13 protein-coding genes are annotated in these 16,126 nt (G+C 75.0%); 6 read left to right on the forward strand and 7 right to left on the reverse strand.

Annotated features, from left to right (window positions below; genetic code table 11):
* Nucleotides 1-122 precede the first annotated feature (122 nt).
* From WCD58_RS09980 to WCD58_RS10005, 6 genes are all read left to right on the forward strand, one after another.
* Nucleotides 123-3,302, forward strand: a complete 3,180-nt coding sequence (locus tag WCD58_RS09980; RefSeq protein ID WP_337702205.1) for an Rne/Rng family ribonuclease — start codon at nucleotides 123-125, stop codon at nucleotides 3,300-3,302.
* Between the two features lie 178 nt (nucleotides 3,303-3,480).
* Complete coding sequence (rplU, locus tag WCD58_RS09985; RefSeq protein WP_337702207.1) at nucleotides 3,481-3,780, forward strand: 50S ribosomal protein L21; 300 nt, start codon at nucleotides 3,481-3,483, stop codon at nucleotides 3,778-3,780.
* Between the two features lie 12 nt (nucleotides 3,781-3,792).
* A complete protein-coding gene (gene rpmA / locus WCD58_RS09990) occupies nucleotides 3,793-4,062 on the forward strand; it encodes a 50S ribosomal protein L27 (protein WP_337702209.1) in 270 nt (89 codons plus the stop codon).
* Between the two features lie 154 nt (nucleotides 4,063-4,216).
* Nucleotides 4,217-5,701 (forward strand): GTPase ObgE, encoded by a 1,485-nt coding sequence (gene obgE / locus WCD58_RS09995; protein WP_337702211.1) that lies wholly within the window; start codon nucleotides 4,217-4,219, stop codon nucleotides 5,699-5,701.
* On the forward strand, nucleotides 5,698-6,840 hold the full coding sequence (gene proB / locus WCD58_RS10000; protein WP_337702213.1) for a glutamate 5-kinase: 1,143 nt from the start codon (nucleotides 5,698-5,700) through the stop codon (nucleotides 6,838-6,840). The genes obgE and proB overlap by 4 nt, the downstream gene beginning before the upstream one ends.
* Nucleotides 6,837-8,111, forward strand: coding sequence for an aldehyde dehydrogenase family protein (locus WCD58_RS10005; protein WP_373696203.1), 1,275 nt, complete (start codon nucleotides 6,837-6,839; stop codon nucleotides 8,109-8,111). Before proB ends, WCD58_RS10005 begins: the two co-directional genes overlap by 4 nt.
* Before the next feature lie 3 nt (nucleotides 8,112-8,114).
* On the opposite strand, the gene WCD58_RS10010 is transcribed toward WCD58_RS10005, so the two are convergent.
* From WCD58_RS10010 to wsfD, 7 genes are all read right to left on the reverse strand, one after another.
* Nucleotides 8,115-9,797, reverse strand: coding sequence for an N-acetylmuramoyl-L-alanine amidase (locus WCD58_RS10010; protein WP_337702215.1), 1,683 nt, complete (start codon nucleotides 9,795-9,797; stop codon nucleotides 8,115-8,117).
* Nucleotides 9,798-9,877: 80 nt separating this feature from the next.
* Nucleotides 9,878-10,588 (reverse strand): hypothetical protein, encoded by a 711-nt coding sequence (locus WCD58_RS10015; RefSeq protein WP_337702217.1) that lies wholly within the window; start codon nucleotides 10,586-10,588, stop codon nucleotides 9,878-9,880.
* Nucleotides 10,589-10,624: 36 nt separating this feature from the next.
* Nucleotides 10,625-11,095 carry an SRPBCC family protein gene (locus WCD58_RS10020; RefSeq protein WP_337702220.1) on the reverse strand — a complete coding sequence of 157 codons (471 nt, stop codon included), beginning with the start codon at nucleotides 11,093-11,095 and terminating at the stop codon, nucleotides 10,625-10,627.
* A gap of 25 nt (nucleotides 11,096-11,120) precedes the next feature.
* Nucleotides 11,121-11,819: a helix-hairpin-helix domain-containing protein gene (locus tag WCD58_RS10025; protein WP_337702222.1), complete on the reverse strand. Its 699-nt coding sequence runs from the start codon at nucleotides 11,817-11,819 to the stop codon at nucleotides 11,121-11,123.
* Nucleotides 11,816-13,327, reverse strand: coding sequence for an acyl-CoA synthetase (locus WCD58_RS10030; protein ID WP_337702224.1), 1,512 nt, complete (start codon nucleotides 13,325-13,327; stop codon nucleotides 11,816-11,818). The genes WCD58_RS10025 and WCD58_RS10030 overlap by 4 nt, the downstream gene beginning before the upstream one ends.
* A 20-nt stretch (nucleotides 13,328-13,347) precedes the next feature.
* The gene (locus tag WCD58_RS10035) at nucleotides 13,348-14,241 is read right to left on the reverse strand and encodes an MOSC domain-containing protein (protein ID WP_337702226.1); all 894 of its coding nucleotides are present in this window, start codon (nucleotides 14,239-14,241) and stop codon (nucleotides 13,348-13,350) included.
* A gap of 162 nt (nucleotides 14,242-14,403) precedes the next feature.
* Entirely contained in the window at nucleotides 14,404-16,047 is a 1,644-nt protein-coding gene (gene wsfD / locus WCD58_RS10040; RefSeq protein WP_337702228.1) for a glycan biosynthesis hexose transferase WsfD, read from the reverse strand.
* Nucleotides 16,048-16,126: the final 79 nt, after the last annotated feature.

Raw genomic sequence — 16,126 nt, forward strand, 5'->3', positions numbered from 1 at the left:
GCCACCCGATCCGCCGGACGTGCCGCAATCGGCGACCGTCCCCGACGGCCGCCAGGCGAGACCACGCGAAGGTCCCCGTGTGGCCGCGACCCCAGGGTCGCGCCCGGGGGCGAAGGAGATGGATGACCGACACCGACACCCCTTCAGGCGGTAGCACCGCCGAAGGGAGTTCCGTCGCACCCGGACGCCCCGACGACGCGGCCCTGGCCGCGCTCCCGGACAAGGTCAGAGTGCACGCGCTCGCCCGCGTCGTGGGCACCTCGAGTCGCGAGCTGCTGGCCGTGCTGGCCCGGCTCGGCGTCGGGGCGCGCAGCGCCCAGTCCAGCGTCGACCGCGGGGTCGTGAGCCAGGTCGTCGAGGACCTGTTCCCGGCCCCGGGCGCGGCCGAGCCCGCCACCGGGGCGACGCCGGCCGACCCGCCGGCCCTCGACACCACGGCCGACACCGACGTCGCCGCCGGACTCGACACCAGCGATGACGTCATCGGTGACGTCACGACGCTCCCGGCAACTCCGTCGGCGCCCTCGGCGTCCTCGGCGTCGGCACCCGCCTTCGCGGCGCCGATGTTCCTCGCGCCCGAGTCCACGGCCTCCGAGGACGCCGTGCCGACGCGGACCCGCCGCCGTCGCGGCAGCCGCTCCACCGGCGTCGTCACCCCGGGCGAGGCCACGGAGACCGAGACCACCGGCGAGCCGGCCCCGGCCGCCGAGGAGGCGGGCCCCGAGCAGACGCGCGCGGACGCCGACGACCCGGCCGAGTCCGACGCGGCGACCGGCGAGGGCTCCGAGGGGACCGACGGCGCGGACGGCGCCGACGGGTCCGACGGGTCCGACGACGACGAGGACGGCGGCCGCCGGCGTCGCCGCCGGGGTCGGCGCGGACGCGGTCGTGGCCGCGGTGGCAGCGACGACGCCGACTCGGAGTCCGGCGAGGACTCCGACGCGGACTCCGGTGACCAGTCCGACGAGTCGGGTGACTCCGGCGACAGCGACGACGACGCCGAGGGCGACAGCTCCGAGAGCGACGAGGGCAACGGGGACGGCTCGTCGGGTGGCTCGCGGCGCCGGCGCCGCCGTCGCCGCCGCTCCTCGGACGGCGAGGGCACGTCGGGCTCCTCGGACGGCTCGTCCGGTGACGGCGACGACCCGCCGGACACCGTCACCCACGTCCGCGACCGGGTCGAGCGCCCCGAGGGCGGCCGCTCGTCGAACGACGAGGTCAAGGGCGTCAAGGGCTCCACGCGCCTCGAGGCCAAGCGTCAGCGCCGCCGCGACGGGCGCGAGTCCGGCCGGCGCCGCCCGGCGATCCTGTCCGAGTCGGAGTTCCTCGCCCGGCGCGAGGCGGTCGAGCGCACCATGGTCGTGCGCCAGCAGGCCGGCCGCAGCCAGATCGGGGTGCTCGAGGACGGCGTGCTCGTCGAGCACTTCGTGGCGGGCGACGGCCAGAACTCGATGGTCGGCAACGTCTACCTCGGCCGCGTGCAGAACGTGCTCCCGTCGATGGAGGCCGCGTTCGTCGACATCGGCCGCGGGCGCAACGCCGTCCTCTACGCCGGCGAGGTCAACTGGGACGCGTCCGGCCTCGAGGGCAAGCAGCGCAAGATCGAGCAGGCGCTGGCGACCGGCGACCAGGTGCTCGTCCAGGTGACGAAGGACCCGGTCGGCCACAAGGGCGCCCGCCTGACCACGCAGATCAGCCTGCCCGGCCGCTTCCTGGTGTTCGTGCCCGCGGGCGGGGCCACCGGGATCAGCCGCAAGCTGCCCGACACCGAGCGCAAGCGGCTCAAGGAGATCCTGAAGCGGATCGTGCCCGACGAGTCGGGCGTCATCATCCGCACGGCCGCCGAGGGCGTCAGCGAGGAGGACCTCGAGCGGGACGTCCGCCGGCTCACCGCCCAGTGGGAGGTCATCGAGTCCTCCGCCGCCGGCGCGAAGGGCTCGAAGGGCCCGACGCTGGTCTACGAGGAGCCCGACCTCCTCATCCGCGTCGTCCGCGACATGTTCAACGAGGACTTCTCGTCGCTCGTCGTCTCAGGCGAGAAGGCGTGGGAGACGCTCGAGGACTACGTCGCGCACGTCGCCCCCGAGCTCGCCGGGCGCCTGTCCCGCCACATCGGTCCCGAGGACGTGTTCGCCGCGTACCGCATCGACGAGCAGCTGATCAAGGCGCTCGACCGCAAGGTCTGGCTGCCCTCGGGCGGCACGCTGGTGATCGACCGGACCGAGGCGATGACCGTCGTCGACGTCAATACCGGCAAGTTCACCGGCTCCGGGGGCAACCTCGAGGAGACGGTCACCCGCAACAACCTCGAGGCCGCCGAGGAGATCGTGCGCCAGCTCCGGCTGCGCGACATCGGCGGCATGATCGTCATCGACTTCATCGACATGGTCCTGGAGTCCAACCGCGACCTCGTGCTGCGGCGCCTCACCGAGTGCCTCGGCCGCGACCGCACGCGCCACCAGGTCTCCGAGGTCACCTCGCTCGGCCTGGTGCAGATGACCCGCAAGCGCGTCGGGCAGGGGCTGCTCGACGAGTTCTCGACGACGTGCGAGCACTGCCGCGGCCGGGGCGTCATCGTCTCCACCGAGCCGGTGATCGGGCACGAGGACGGGTCGTCGAACGGGAACGGGTCGAAGGAGTCCAAGGAGTCCAAGGACACGAAGGAGTCCAAGGACGCCAAGGAGTCGAAGGACGCCAAGGAGGGCGGCTCGGGCCGGCGCGGCCGGCGTGGCCGCCGGGCGGAGCGTTCCGACAGTGCCTCGCCCGCCACCGTGGCCGCCGCCAGCGGCTTCGTGCCGGGGGGCTCCGAGGAGTCCGAGGACGGGGAGTCCACGGCGCCCGAGACGGCCGAGACGACCGAGACCGTCGTCGAGGCGGACGAGGCCGAGGTCGAGCTGGAGGCGGGCATCGCCGTGACGAGCGGCGCGGAGCAGGACAGCGCCGAGAGCGGCGACGAGGCCGTCGAGGAGGCGATCCACGAGGCCGTCCAGGCGGAGGTCGCGCTCGAGGCCGACCTCGCGGAGCACGTCCCGGGCAGCAACGGCACCGGACCCGACACGGGGACGGAGGCCGCTGCCGCCGACACGGGGCCCGCGCCGCGCATCACGGGGGCGATCGGGGCCGCCAACGGCAACGGTCACGGCCGTGACGAGGCGCTGGTGACGCCCGCGGGGACGTCGTCGGACGCGTCCGACGACGTCACCGAGACCCCCGAGCCGGCCGCCGCGCCCACCGGCACCGGGACCGCCCGGCGGGGCCGCCGCCGTGCGGCCTCGCGCCCGGCCGGGCCGCCCACCGACTGACCGCACCGACCCTCCGGGGTGCGGGTCGGCCCCCGGGGTCGGACCCGCACCACGGGGGCGGGTACCCTAGGAGATCGGTGCCCGCCGGGTCGTCACCCGCGGCGCCAGCGCGCCGGGCCCCACCCGCACGGGCCGCGCCGGAGCCGGAAAGCCACAGGAGACAGGAGTCCCGCGGAAGATGTACGCGATCGTGAAGACCGGCGGCAAGCAGTACAAGGTCGCGGTCGGCGACGTCATCGACGTGGAGCTCCTCGACGGTGACACGGTCGACCTGCAGCCCGTGCTGATCGTCGACGGCAGCACCGTGCTCAGCTCGGCCTCCGACCTCGAGAAGGTCTCCATCACCGGCAACATCGTCGGTGAGAACAAGGGCCCGAAGATCAAGATCCTGAAGTACAAGAACAAGACCGGGTACAAGCGGCGCGTCGGCCACCGCCAGCGCTACAGCCGCCTCGAGGTCACGAACATCTCGAAGTAAAGGGGAGCAGCCATGGCTCACAAGAAGGGTGCATCCAGCTCCCGCAACGGTCGCGACTCCAACGCCCAGCGGCTCGGGGTCAAGCGCTTCGGCGGCCAGGTCGTCAAGGCCGGCGAGATTCTCGTCCGCCAGCGCGGCACCAAGTTCCACCCGGGCACCGGTGTCGGCCGCGGCGGCGACGACACGCTGTTCGCCCTCGTCGCCGGCTCGGTGACGTTCGGGTCGAAGCGTGGGCGCAAGAACGTCAACGTGATCCCGGCGGAGGAGACCGTCTCCGCCTGAGATACCGCAGCAGTACCGTCAGGGGTGGGTCCGGGACTCGGACCCACCCCTTTCGTTCGTCCCGCCCCGCCGTCGAGCGCGTGGCGATACGGACACTGGATGACAGCGACGCCACGTCGCTGACAGGACACACCGGGAAGGACACGCCGAGGAGATGGCCCGCTTCGTCGACCACGTGACGCTGCACGTCACGGCGGGCAGCGGCGGGCACGGGTGCGCGTCGATCCGCCGGGAGAAGTTCGTGCCGCTCGGCGGCCCGGACGGCGGCAACGGCGGGCGCGGCGGGGACGTCGTGCTGGTCGTCGACCCCGGCGTGCACACGCTGCTCGACTTCCACCACCGCCCGCACGCCACGGCGGGCAACGGGAAGCCGGGCATGGGCAGCTTCCGCAACGGCGCCAACGCCGAGGACATCGAGCTCGCCGTGCCCGAGGGCACCGTCGTGCTCGACACCGACGGCGAGATCCTCGGCGACCTCACCGGCCTCGGCACGCGGTTCGTCGCCGTGCGCGGCGGGCGGGGCGGGCTGGGCAACGCCGCGCTCGCCGGCCCGTCGCGCAAGGCCCCGGGGTTCGCGCTGCTCGGCGAGCCGGGGGAGTCGCGCGACCTCGTGCTCGAGCTGCGCTCGATGGCCGACGTCGGGCTCGTCGGCTACCCCAGCGCCGGCAAGTCCTCGCTGGTCAGCGCCCTGAGCGCCGCCAAGCCGAAGATCGCCGACTACCCGTTCACGACGCTCGCGCCCAACCTCGGTGTCGTCTCGGCCGGCGGGAGCACCTTCACCGTCGCCGACGTGCCCGGCCTCATCCCGGGGGCGAGCAGCGGCAAGGGCCTCGGCCTCGACTTCCTGCGCCACATCGAGCGCTGCTCGGTGCTCGTGCACGTCGTCGACTGCGCGACCTTCGAGCCCGACCGCGACCCCGTCTCCGACATCCGCGCCCTCGAGGCCGAGCTCGCCGCCTACACGCCCGCGCTCGGCACCGACCTCGCGCAGCGGCCCCGGATCGTCGCCCTCAACAAGATCGACGTGCCGGACGCCGCCGACCTCGCGGAGATGACCCGCGCCGACGTCGCGACCTTCGGCTGGCCCGTCGTCGAGATCTCCACGGCGAGCCGGGCCGGACTGCAGGAGCTCGCCTACGCGATGGCCACGGCCGTCGACGAGGCCCGCGCCGCGGCCGCGCCGTCGACCGCCCCGCGCGTCGTGCTGCGGCCCACGGCCGTCGACGACACCGGCTTCACCATCGAGCCCGATCCCGAAGAAGGGTTCCTGGTCAAGGGCGAGAAGCCCGAGCGGTGGGTGCGCCAGACCGACTTCCAGAACGACGAGGCCGTCGGCTACCTCGCCGACCGGCTCGCCCGCCTGGGCGTCGAGGAGGCGCTCGCCGAGGCCGGCGCGACGCCCGGCGACATGGTGACGATCGGCGTCCACACCTTCGACTGGGAGCCGTCGACCCCGGCCGGCGTCGCGGCCATGCGCGGCAACCGCGGCACCGACCCCCGCCTGGAGGGCGCCGAGCGGGTCGACCGCCCGTCGGCCACCGACCGCCGCGCCGCCCGCGACGAGCGCCGCCGCCACCGCACCGACGACGAGCTCGGCGTCGCGCCGTGGCACGAGGACTACGAGGACGACCCGCGATGAGCGCGCGGGAGACCGTCTCCTCCGCGCGCCGGCTGGTGGTCAAGGTCGGGTCCACGTCGCTGACCAGCGTCGACGGGGGCCTCGACGTCGGCCGCCTCGACGCGCTCGTGGACGCCGTCGCGGCGCGCGCGAGCGCCTCGCAGGTGGTGCTCGTGTCGTCGGGGGCGATCGCGGCGGGGCTGCGTCCCCTCGGGCTGCCGCGCCGCCCCCGGGACCTCGCCACACAGCAGGCCGCGGCCGGCGTCGGGCAGCTGCACCTCACGCGCGCCTACGCCGAGGCCTTCGCCCGCCACGGACGCACCGTCGGCCAGGTGCTGCTGACCTCCCACGACGTCGTGCGCCGCCAGCCCTACCGCAACGCCCAGCGGACCTTCGAGCGCCTGCTCGGCCTCGGCGTCGTCCCGGTGGTCAACGAGAACGACACCGTGGCCACCGACGAGATCCGTTTCGGCGACAACGACCGGCTCGCCGCCCTCGTCGCGCACGTGATCTCCGCCGACGCCCTCGTGCTGCTCTCCGACGTCGACGGCGTGTACGACGCCGACCCGCGCTCGCCGGGCGCGAGCCTCGTCCGCGAGGTCACCGGGGGCGCCGACCTCGCCGGGGTGCGCGTCGGCAGGACGTCCTCGCTGGGCACCGGCGGCATGGCCTCCAAGCTCGCCGCGGCGGACCTCGCCAGCGGCGCCGGCGTGCCCGTGCTCGTGGCCGCCGCGGCGCAGGCGTCCGCCGCTCTCGACGGCGCCGAGGTGGGCACGGTCTTCGCGCCCCACGGGCCGCGGCTCTCCGCGCGCCGCTTCTGGCTGCGCCACATGGCCGGCACGCGCGGGCGCCTGCACCTCGACGCCGGCGCGGTCCGGGCCGTCGTGGGGCGCCGCCGCTCCCTGCTCGCCGCGGGGATCGTCGGCTCGGACGGCGACTTCGAGGCCGGCGACGTCGTCGACCTCGTCGACCCGCGCGGTGAGGTCGTCGCCCGCGGCGTCGTGGCGTTCGACGCCGAGGAGCTGCCCGAGATCTCCGGGCGCTCCAGCGATGACCTCCCGGCGGAGCTGCGCCGGGAAGTGGTGCACGCCGACGACCTGGTCCCGGTCGTCACGACTGTCTCCGACCCCACCGCCCCCGCCGAGGTGACCTCGCCGTGACCGCGATCCAGACCGCCACCGACCCCGCGGAGATCGTCACCGACTGCGGCCGGCGCGCCGCCGCGGCGGCCCCGCGGATGGCGGCCGCGAACGACCACGAGGTCGCCGACGCCCTGCGCGGGATGGCGCGCCTGCTCACCGAGGCCGCGGACACGGTGCTCACCGCGAACGCCGCCGACGTCGAGGCCGCCGAGACCGCCGGGACCACACCCGCGCTCGTCGACCGCCTGCGCCTCGACCGGCCGCGCCTCGACGCGATGGCCGCGACGCTGCACGAGCTCGCCGACGTGCCCACGCCCGAGATCGACACCGTGCTCGAGGAGCGCCCCGACGGGCTGCGGCTGATCGAGCGCCGGCGCCCGGTCGGGGTGATCGGCGCGAACTTCGAGGCGCGGCCCAACGTGGTCGTCGACGTGGCGTCGCAGCTGGTCAAGTCGCGGAACGCCGGGGTGCTGCGCACCGGGGGCGCCGCGCTCGCGTCGGCCACCGCCCTCATGGAGGCCGTCGTCGCGCCCGCCCTGGCCGGCGCCGGGCTCGACCCCGACGCGGTCGTGCTCGTCACCGACCCGCGCCGCGAGTGCGCCGTCGAGCTCGTCCGGCGCCCCGCGCTGATCCCGCTGGTGATCCTGCGCGGGTCCGGGGACACCACGCGCTCGCTCGGTCTCGAGGCCGCCCAGCACGGCGTGCGCACCCTCGCCCACGCCGACGGCGGTGGGGTGCTCTACGTCGACCGCGCCGCGCCGCCCGAGCTCACGCGCACCATGGTGACGTCGTCGATCGACCGGCTCGGCGTCTGCAACCGGCTCAACCTCCTGCTCGTCGAGCGGCACCGGTGGGACGAGGTCGTCCCCGGGCTGGTCGAGCTGCTCGCCGAGCACGGGCTGCGCGCCTCGCTGCCCCCGCACGACCACGCGCTGGGCCACGAGTGGGCGCTCGACGACGGCCACGAGGCGACCGTGACCGTCGCCCCGGCCGACGGGCCCGCCGACGCCGCCGCCATCGCCAACCGCGAGACCTCGGGCCTCGCCGCCACGATCGTCACCGCCGACGAGGCCGCGGCGCGGGCGTTCCTCGACACCTACGCGGGCACCGGCGCGTTCTGGAACGCGACGACCCGGCTCCTCGACGGCGTCAAGCTGCGCCGCGTGCCCGAGACCGGGATCAACGTCGACCACGTCCCCGGCCCGCGCGGCCCGGTGGTGTTCACCGACCTGTGCCTGCGCCAGTACGTGGTGGTGCCGGCGTCGACGGCGATCGGGCACCCCGAGTAGGAGCTAGCTGTTCACCGTCACGGCACCGGTGGCGGTGTTGAGCCGCAGGTAGCCGCGCTCGAAGTCCTGGCGCTGCCCGCCGGTCACGGCGCGCTGGTCGCCCTTCGGGTAGCCGAGGCTCGAGCGCTCGTAGCCCAGCTGGGCCCAGCGGTTCAGGATCGGCCCGCGCACCGGCCACGCGCCGGTCTGGGGCGTCCAGTAGATCGAGCCCGCCTCGAACTGGTTGTAGCGCCCGCGCCCGTCGGAGGCGGCCTTCTCGTCGGTGCGGGGCAGGCCGAGCGGCGAGGAGGCGGCGCCGAGGGCGTCGTAGCGGGTGTTGATGACGCCGTACACCGCCTGGGCCCCGGTGGCGCTCGACCAGTAGACCGCGCCGTTGCTGCCGGAGAACCGGGTGACGCGGCCCGAGCGCGCCGTGGGGCTCTCGACCACCGAGGGCTCGGCGAGCACGCTGCGCAGGGCCAGCCACTTCTGCCGGATCGGGTAGCTCGCGAGGTTGCCGACCAGCGTCGTGGTGCGCGAGCGGATCGTCGGCATGGACCGCACCCCGGTGTTGCCCGGGCACTCGGTGGCGCCGACGTCGCGGTGGGCGAACACGGCCGGCAGCGACACCGCGCGGCCCGCCGGGTAGCGCGAGGTCCCGCCGCCGGTGCTGGTCAGGGTGACGTTGGCGGCCGGGTCGCGGTAGAGCCCGCCCAGCTTGTACGCGGCGAGCTGCGCGGTCGCCTCGAGCGTCGGCGCCGGCGGGGCGACCGAGGTGAAGTCGCCCATCATCGCGATGCCGAAGGTCTCGCGGTTGAAGCCGCCGGCGTGCGCCGCGATCACCGAGCGCGCCAGCCCGCCGGCGCGGCCCTCGAACACCGTCCCGAAGCGGTCGACCAGCACGTGGTAGCCGATGTCGCCCCAGCCCTGGGTGCGGGCGTGGTACGTGTAGATCCCGCGGACGATCGCCGCCGACTCGGCCGCGGTGTAGGCGTTGGTGCCCGCGGTGTGGTGCACGGTCACGGCCCGCACCGTCGGCGTGTACTCCGGCGCCCAGGTCATCAGGCGCTCGTCGGCGCCCCACTGCGCGCGGGTGACGACGTTCGGGCTGCTCGGGCTGCCCGTCGCGCCGCCGGGGGTCACGGCCGCGGTGGCGATGCGGGCGTCGTTGCTGCTGGTCCCCGGGTCGATCGAGGTGAGCGCCACCCGCTGGGTCACCGGCTGCCCGTTCGTCGTGGCCCGGACCTGCACCTCCCGACTGTCGTCCACCCACACCGGCTCGGTGCCGGTCGACGCGCTCCGCTTCCCGTCGCGCTCGGTGTCGACCGGGTCGACCCGCGTCCACGGGCCGAACAGGCCGGTGACCAGGCGGCTGCGCAGCTCGACGACCTGCGGCGCCGGGCCGGTCCAGGTCACCGCGACGAGCTTGAGCGGGTCGGGGCTCGTGGCCTGGCGGGCGCCGCCGGCGTCGGGGGAGGGGCTGGGCGGGGTGAGGCGCTCCTCCTCGACCTGCGCCGGCGTCGCCGACGCGGCCGGGAGCGCGGCGGGTTCGACGTCCTCGGGCTCGCCGGAGGGGGGCGGGGCCTGGAGCGCGACCACCGGTGTCGCCGGCGCCGCGGCCGCGGCGGGCGCTCCCGTCGCCACGAGCAGCGCCACGAGCGGCGCCACCGCCGCCATGCCCACGCTGGTGTCCACCTGACGGCGCACGCCCACCCCCCGATCGGTCGTCCGCAACGAGAACGCGCGGGGACCGCCGGGGGATACGCCGGGATCTCAGATGTCGGATCTCAGAGGAGGTCGCGGGTGTTGCGCCCGTTCTCGAGGGCCTCCGCGGACAGGGCGCGGGCGCGCGCGGTCGGCTCCCGGGCGCTGATGCGCTCGTCGACGGCCGGCGTGCCGTACTCGCGGCGATGGTCGAGGTCGCGGGCGACGCGGAGCAGCTCGCGCAGGTTCTCGGTGACGACGGCGACGTCCTCGGCGTCCTCGTCGCTTGAGCTCGCCGGGTCCTTGGCGACGGCCGACCACACGATCCCGGCGAGGTGACGCGGCGCGTCGAGGATGCCGTCCTGCCAGGCCCGGGTGGACGCGATCTCCTCGGCGAGCGAGCACACCGTCGCCCGCGGGTCGTCCGCCGGGATCTCGGCCCAGAGGTCGGCGTCGCGGTGCTCCTCGCGGTACTCCTTCTCGCGATCGGGGGCGATCGCCCCGGCGATCACCCCGCCCACCACCAGGCCCCCCACGGCGCCGGCGAGGAACCACAGCACGTAGCTCAGCACCGAGGCGCCGAGGAGCAGCGTGAGCCCGAAGCCGCCGAGCAGCATCAGGACCGGGAGGATCGTGAGCTCGGGCCCGTTGTCCTGGTAGCGCAGCTCCTTGCGGACGGTCGTCTCCTGCACGTCCTTGCGGTCACGCACCAGGTCCGGGTCGAAGGCCCGGTAGCCGGTGGGGGTGACCACGAGCTGCGGCAACCGCGTGCGTCGATCCTTCTCGCGGCTCATGTGCCCAGTGAAGCGCACCCGCGCTGAGCAGGGAACTCAGTTCGCGGGCCGGGCCTCGGCCTCGGCGATCGCCTTGATCTTCTGCAGCGTCGCGCGCATGTTCGCGCGGTTGGTCCGGCCGCGGGCCCGTCCGGCGAGGGCCCAGTAGAGGCGCGTGCCCGGGCTCGGCGTCAGGCGGAAGGACTCGGTGACGTCCGTGCCGGTGCCGGCGGGCTCGAACCGGTAGTGCCAGTTGTTGATCGAGCGGCCGCCCACCACGACCTCGAACCCGAACTCGCGGCCCGGCTCGCACGCGGTGATCCGGCACGTCGACCAGTACGTGGGGCCGCGGCCGTTGCGGTGGACGTGCCCGCGGAACCGGGTCCCGACCGCCGGCCCCGTGGCGCCGTCGAGCCACTCGGCCTCGAAGGTCTCCTCGCTGTAGCGGTGGGTCTGCGTGACGTCGGCGACGAGCGCCCACACCATCTCCGGGGGCGCCTTGACGTGCTCGGTCACCTGGTCCTGCACCACGGGCCTCCACGGGTCGGGGGCGTCAGCGTCCCAGGACCACGCCCCGGTCGCGCACCTGGTCCCACACCTCGTAGGGCAGCTCGGCCCAGGCGAAGACGTCCTCGACGGCGGAGAACCGGCCCGCGGCGGTCCGGCTGGTGACGATCAGCTCGGCGTGGGCGGGTGCGATCCCGAGCGTGCGGGCCAGCACCGGGCCGGGCGCGGTGTTCAGGTCGACGAGCCCGCCGTCGTCGTAGGTGCGCGCCAGGTCGGGGCGCCCGATGCGGAGCTCGCGGGCGAGCAGCGGGTCGTCCGCGGCCAGGCGCCGGGCCTCGGTGCGGCGCTCGCGGGCGGCGAGGGCCGCGGCGATCGCCGGGTCCGGCGGCGGGCGGTCCCACCCGGTCGGCTTCGGGGTGGGGCGGTCGAAGACCCGGGGCCGGATGAGGATCAGCAGGACGAGCCCCCCGACGAAGCCGGTGAGCAGCCCGATGGACGACAGCGCCGCCGCGAGGCCGTGGTACTGGCCGTCCGGCGTGCGGTCCGCGGCCTGGTTCAGCGCGAACGACCCGACGACGAGGACCAGGGAGGCGAGCGCGAGCACGGCGTAGAGCGCCCGCCGGGCGCGCACGGCGGCGTGCGCGAGGGGCACGGGCAGCAGGACGCCCATGCTCAGCAGGTGCACGACGAACCACCAGCCGCCCCGGGTGAACCAGTTCCCGGGGCGGGGCGGCGACGCGGTCATGACTCCGGCACCTGGTCGCGCAGGACGCGCTTGAGCAGCTTGCCCGACTGGTTGCGGGGCAGCTCCTCGATGAAGTGGATGTGCTTCGGCGTCTTGTAGCCCGCGAGCCGGCCCCGGACGTGCGTGATCAGCTCGTCGCTCGACACGGGGTTCTTCCGGACGACGAACGCCGTCACCGCCTCGATCCACCGGTCGTCCGGCGTGCCGATGACGGCCACCTCCGCGACGGCCTCGTGGGTGTAGAGCGCGTCCTCCACCTCGCGGGACGCGACCAGCACGCCGCCGGTGTTGATGACGTCCTTGATGCGGTCGACGACCGTGATGTAGCCCTGGTCGTCGATCCGCACGAGGTCGCCGGAGTGGAACCAGCCGTCGCGGAAGGCCTCGGCGGTCTCCTCGGGCTTGTCCCAGTAGCCCTCGCAGAGCTGCGGGGAGCGGTAGACCACCTCGCCGGTGCCGCCCGGCTCGACGTCCGCGCCCTCGTCGTCGACGACCCGCAGCTCGACGAACAGCACCGGGCGCCCGCAGGAGTCGGGGCGCTCGTCGTGCTCCTCGGGCTGCAGCACCGTGGCCAGCGGCCCGATCTCGGACTGGCCGAAGCAGTTGTAGACCCCGAGCGCGGGCAGCGCCTCGCGCAACCGGTTCAGGATCGGCACCGGCATGATCGACGCGCCGTAGAACGCCTTGCGCAGGCTGGTGAGATCGCGGGTGCCGAAGTCGGCGTGGTTGACCAGCGGCACCCAGACCGTCGGCGCCAGGAAGATCGCGCCGATGCCGTCGGCCTCGACCCGGCGCAGGATCTCGGGGATGTCCGGCGCCTCCATGAGGTGGTTGGTCGCGCCGACCATGAGATAGGGCATGAGGAACAGCTGCATGCCCGCCGAGTGGTAGAGCGGCATCGCGTGCAGCGGGCGGTCGTCCTCCGACATCGCCAGCGAGTGCACGCCCGAGACGTACTCGTGCACCAGGCCGCGGTGGGTCATCATCGCGCCCTTGGGCCGCGAGGTGGTGCCCGAGGTGTAGAGGAGCTGGACGAGGTCGGTGTCGGCGACCGTGGTCGTCAGCTCCGGGATCTCGCCGGTGCGGGCCCGGTCGAGCAGCGAGCCGGGGGCGTCGCGCAGCGGCACCACCTGCTTGGGCTGCTCCGGGAGCGCGTCGACGGGGCCGGCGAGCGCCGGGTCGATCAGCAGCAGGCGGCTGCCCGACTGCTCGACGAGGTAGCCGAGCTCCTCGCCGGTGAGCGCGTAGTTGATCGGCACGTGGATCGCGCCGAGCCGCGAGGCGCCGAGGAAGGCGAGCAGGTACGCGTCGGAGTTCCTGCCGTAGGTGGCGACGCGGTCACCCGCGCCGACGCCGAGCTCCGCGAGGAACCCGGCCGCGCGGGTGACGGCGTCGTCAAGCTCCCGGTAGGTCCAGCGGCGGTCCGCGAAGAGCAGCGCCACGCGGTCCGGGGTGCGGCGGGCGCTGCGGGAGAGCACTCCGTCGACGGTGCTCGAGCGGGTGTCCACGGGTGCTGCTCCTCGGTCCGTCAGGCGTGCGCGTCGCCGACGGCGACCTCGCCGCCGGCGCTCACGTCGGCATACACCCCGGCGCAGGCCCACTTGCCGGCGACCTCGGGCTTCTCGATCATGATGCGGTTGTTCTTCGCGACGGTGCGCAGCGTATTGCGGTCGTCGGGGAGATCGCCCTGGGCCATCGTCGTCATGACGCAGCGCATGGTCTGGAAGGTGTAGGCGACGCGGACGTCGTCGCCGAGCCTCATCTCCCGGCCCGGCCAGTCGTTCTCGACGAACCCCGAGCCGGTGTCGGCGAGGACGACGTTCGGGCGGTAGCGGCGGACGTCGAAGTCGCTCTCGGGTGCGAGCTCGGCCAGCCGGTTCAGCGTCGACTCGGTGACGACGTGCAGGGCCGCGAGGTCGTAGAACCGCCCGGGCGGGGCGAACGCGGCGACGTCGAAGCTGCTGATGGCCTCGCCGGTGTCCTCCTGGCGTGAGGTGGTGGCGTCGATGATGTGTTCGGGGGCGAGGCTCTCGCGGTCCATGCCGTCGAGGTCGGCCCACAGCTCCTCGAACTTGGGCGCCTCGGGGGCGGTGGTGACGAGCCGGACCTCGCGGCCCAGCACGTCGGAGAGCGCCCGGTCGATGTCGGGGTCGTCGCTGCGCCGCGTCGAGCCGTCCGGGAAGGTGATCACCACCGGCGGCGGGGTCTCGCCCGGCACCGGCTCCCCGGTGAACGCCGCCGAGAACTCCAGCAGCTTGGCCCAGCGCTTGGGCACCTTCGCGCTCGCGACGATGCCGGACTCGACGTCGAGCACGGCGTAGGCGCGGTCGCCCGCGATCCCGCGCTCGTCGAACACGGCGCGGCTCAGGGACTCTCCGAGCATGGACTTGACGGGATAGCGGTAGAGCGCGGCGATCGTCACACCCCAGGGGATATCACCCGGAGCCGGGCGACGGGAACCGGCCGGTCGGTCGGGCTCAGGATTCCTCGCGCTCGCGGCGGTCCTCCCGCTGCCGGCGCGACGCGAGGATCGACAGCGTCCCGGGGACCACCATGAGGGCGAGAACCCGACGAGGACCGTGCGTCAGCGCCGGCGCCGCGTGACGACCGCGCCGGTGCCCGCCGCCACGAGGGCCGCTGCCAGGACGCCCGCGGTGACGACGAAGGCGTAGGACGCGAGCCAGACGTGCTTGATCAGCTCGTAGTAGCCGTCACCGAGCACCGCGACGACGACGACGCCGGTGCCGGCGACGGCGAGCGCGGCCGCGACCCGGGTCAGCCGGGCGGCCGCCCGGAACCATCCGGCGGCGACACCGCGTTCGCGGGGGACGACGAGCGTCGCGGCCGCACCCAGCACGCTCACCGCGACCAGGCCCGCCGGCAGCCACGGGGCGTCGACCTCGTCGAGGTAGGCGAAGAACGGGCCCATGAAGGGCGGGGCCTCGGGGTGGAACTCGACCGGCGCGTCACCGACGGCGCCGTCCGCCCCGGCCGTCGCGGACACCAGGTAGGGCATCTGCGGGCGCATCGTCGCGACCATGCCGCGCTGCACGAGCCGGGCGAGGACGCGCGGGTGCGTGGCCACCCACCGGTAGGCCGCGGCCCGGAGCTCCTCGGGCCGGTCGGCCACGGTCTCGCGCCAGCCCGGCACGCCCGCCCCGCTGTCGAAGAAGAACCCCTCCCCGGCGTGGTCCCACGCCTCGGGCCGGAGCCCGAGCGCCGCCGTGGCGGGCGGCCCGGACTCGGGGAGGACGGCGGTGAACGCGAGGTTGTGGGCGTTGACGACCTCGTAGTAGTCGTCCTGGGCGCGCAGCCCGGAGAGCACCGGCAGCGCCGAGACGGCGAGCACGACCGCGGCCGTCGCGAGGCCGGCGACCCGGCGCCGGCGCCGCGCGGTGCCGACGGCGACGAGCGCCGCGGCCACGACCGCCACGGCGCCGACGGCGAGGAAACCGGGCTTGGCGGTCGCGGCCAGCGCGCCCCCCGCGCCGAGCAGCACGAGCGCCGCGATCCGCGCGCCCCGGTCGGCCGGGCGGGTCACGGCGACCGCCAGCAGCCCCAGCGCCACCCACACCGCGCCCACGAGGCCCGCCGGCTCGGCGTAGGTGGAGACGAGGAACCGCGACCACCAGGGCACGAGCAGCAGCGGCGCGATCGGGGGCCCGAGGACGGTCAGCAGGCGCAGTGCGGCGTGCCGTGCCGTCACCGCGTACGCCGCGACGCCCGCGCCCAGCGCGATCAGCCCGAGGTAGAGGGCGGCGAGCCACTCCAGCGAGAAGCGCTGCGTCCCGTCGGGCGCCGGGGGTGCGCCCTCGAGGAGCGCGCCGGCGTCGACGGCCACGGACAGGACGAGCCCGGCCGACGACGCGGGCGCCTCGGGCGGGCAGGCCTCGCCGCCGGTGCGGAACTCCGTGACCACGACGTCGCGCCAGGCCGCGCGGCCGTCGGGGGCGACGGGCTCGAGCTCGGCGACGCAGAAGAGGCGGGCGCCGTCGGCGTTGTCGCCGGCCCCGATGCCGTCGCCGCCGACGAGGCCCAGCCGGACGACCAGCCCGCCGGCGACCAGCAGCGCCACGAGCACGGCGAGCAGGAGGCGGGCCGCCCACGACCGCCCGGGCGGAGGCTGCGGGTGCCGCGGGTGCTGCGGGGAACCCGGTGCGGCGTCGAGCCTCTCGGTCCGCGGATCGTCGGCGTCGGGGGTCGGTGCCGCGACGGGCCGGCTCGCCATCATCACTCCCGTGGACCCGGGCGCCGCCCGGTCGGCGGCCACGGGCGGCGCGACGCCGGCCCGGCTCGACGTCCGAGCA

It is taken from the genome of Actinomycetospora flava, from assembly GCF_037400335.1.
Taxonomy (GTDB): Bacteria; Actinomycetota; Actinomycetes; order Mycobacteriales; family Pseudonocardiaceae; genus Actinomycetospora; species Actinomycetospora flava.

Excerpts from the sequence above, each read along its gene's own strand:
- proB (WP_337702213.1), top strand. The coding sequence starts at position 5,698 with ATGAGCGCGCGGGAGACCGTCTCCTCCGCGCGCCGGCTGGTGGTCAAG.
- wsfD (WP_337702228.1), bottom strand. The coding sequence starts at position 16,047 with ATGGCGAGCCGGCCCGTCGCGGCACCGACCCCCGACGCCGACGATCCG.
- obgE (WP_337702211.1), top strand. The coding sequence starts at position 4,217 with ATGGCCCGCTTCGTCGACCACGTGACGCTGCACGTCACGGCGGGCAGC.
- WCD58_RS09980 (WP_337702205.1), top strand. The coding sequence starts at position 123 with ATGACCGACACCGACACCCCTTCAGGCGGTAGCACCGCCGAAGGGAGT.
- WCD58_RS10015 (WP_337702217.1), bottom strand. The coding sequence starts at position 10,588 with ATGAGCCGCGAGAAGGATCGACGCACGCGGTTGCCGCAGCTCGTGGTC.
- rplU (WP_337702207.1), top strand. The coding sequence starts at position 3,481 with ATGTACGCGATCGTGAAGACCGGCGGCAAGCAGTACAAGGTCGCGGTC.
- WCD58_RS10025 (WP_337702222.1), bottom strand. The coding sequence starts at position 11,819 with ATGACCGCGTCGCCGCCCCGCCCCGGGAACTGGTTCACCCGGGGCGGC.
- rpmA (WP_337702209.1), top strand. The coding sequence starts at position 3,793 with ATGGCTCACAAGAAGGGTGCATCCAGCTCCCGCAACGGTCGCGACTCC.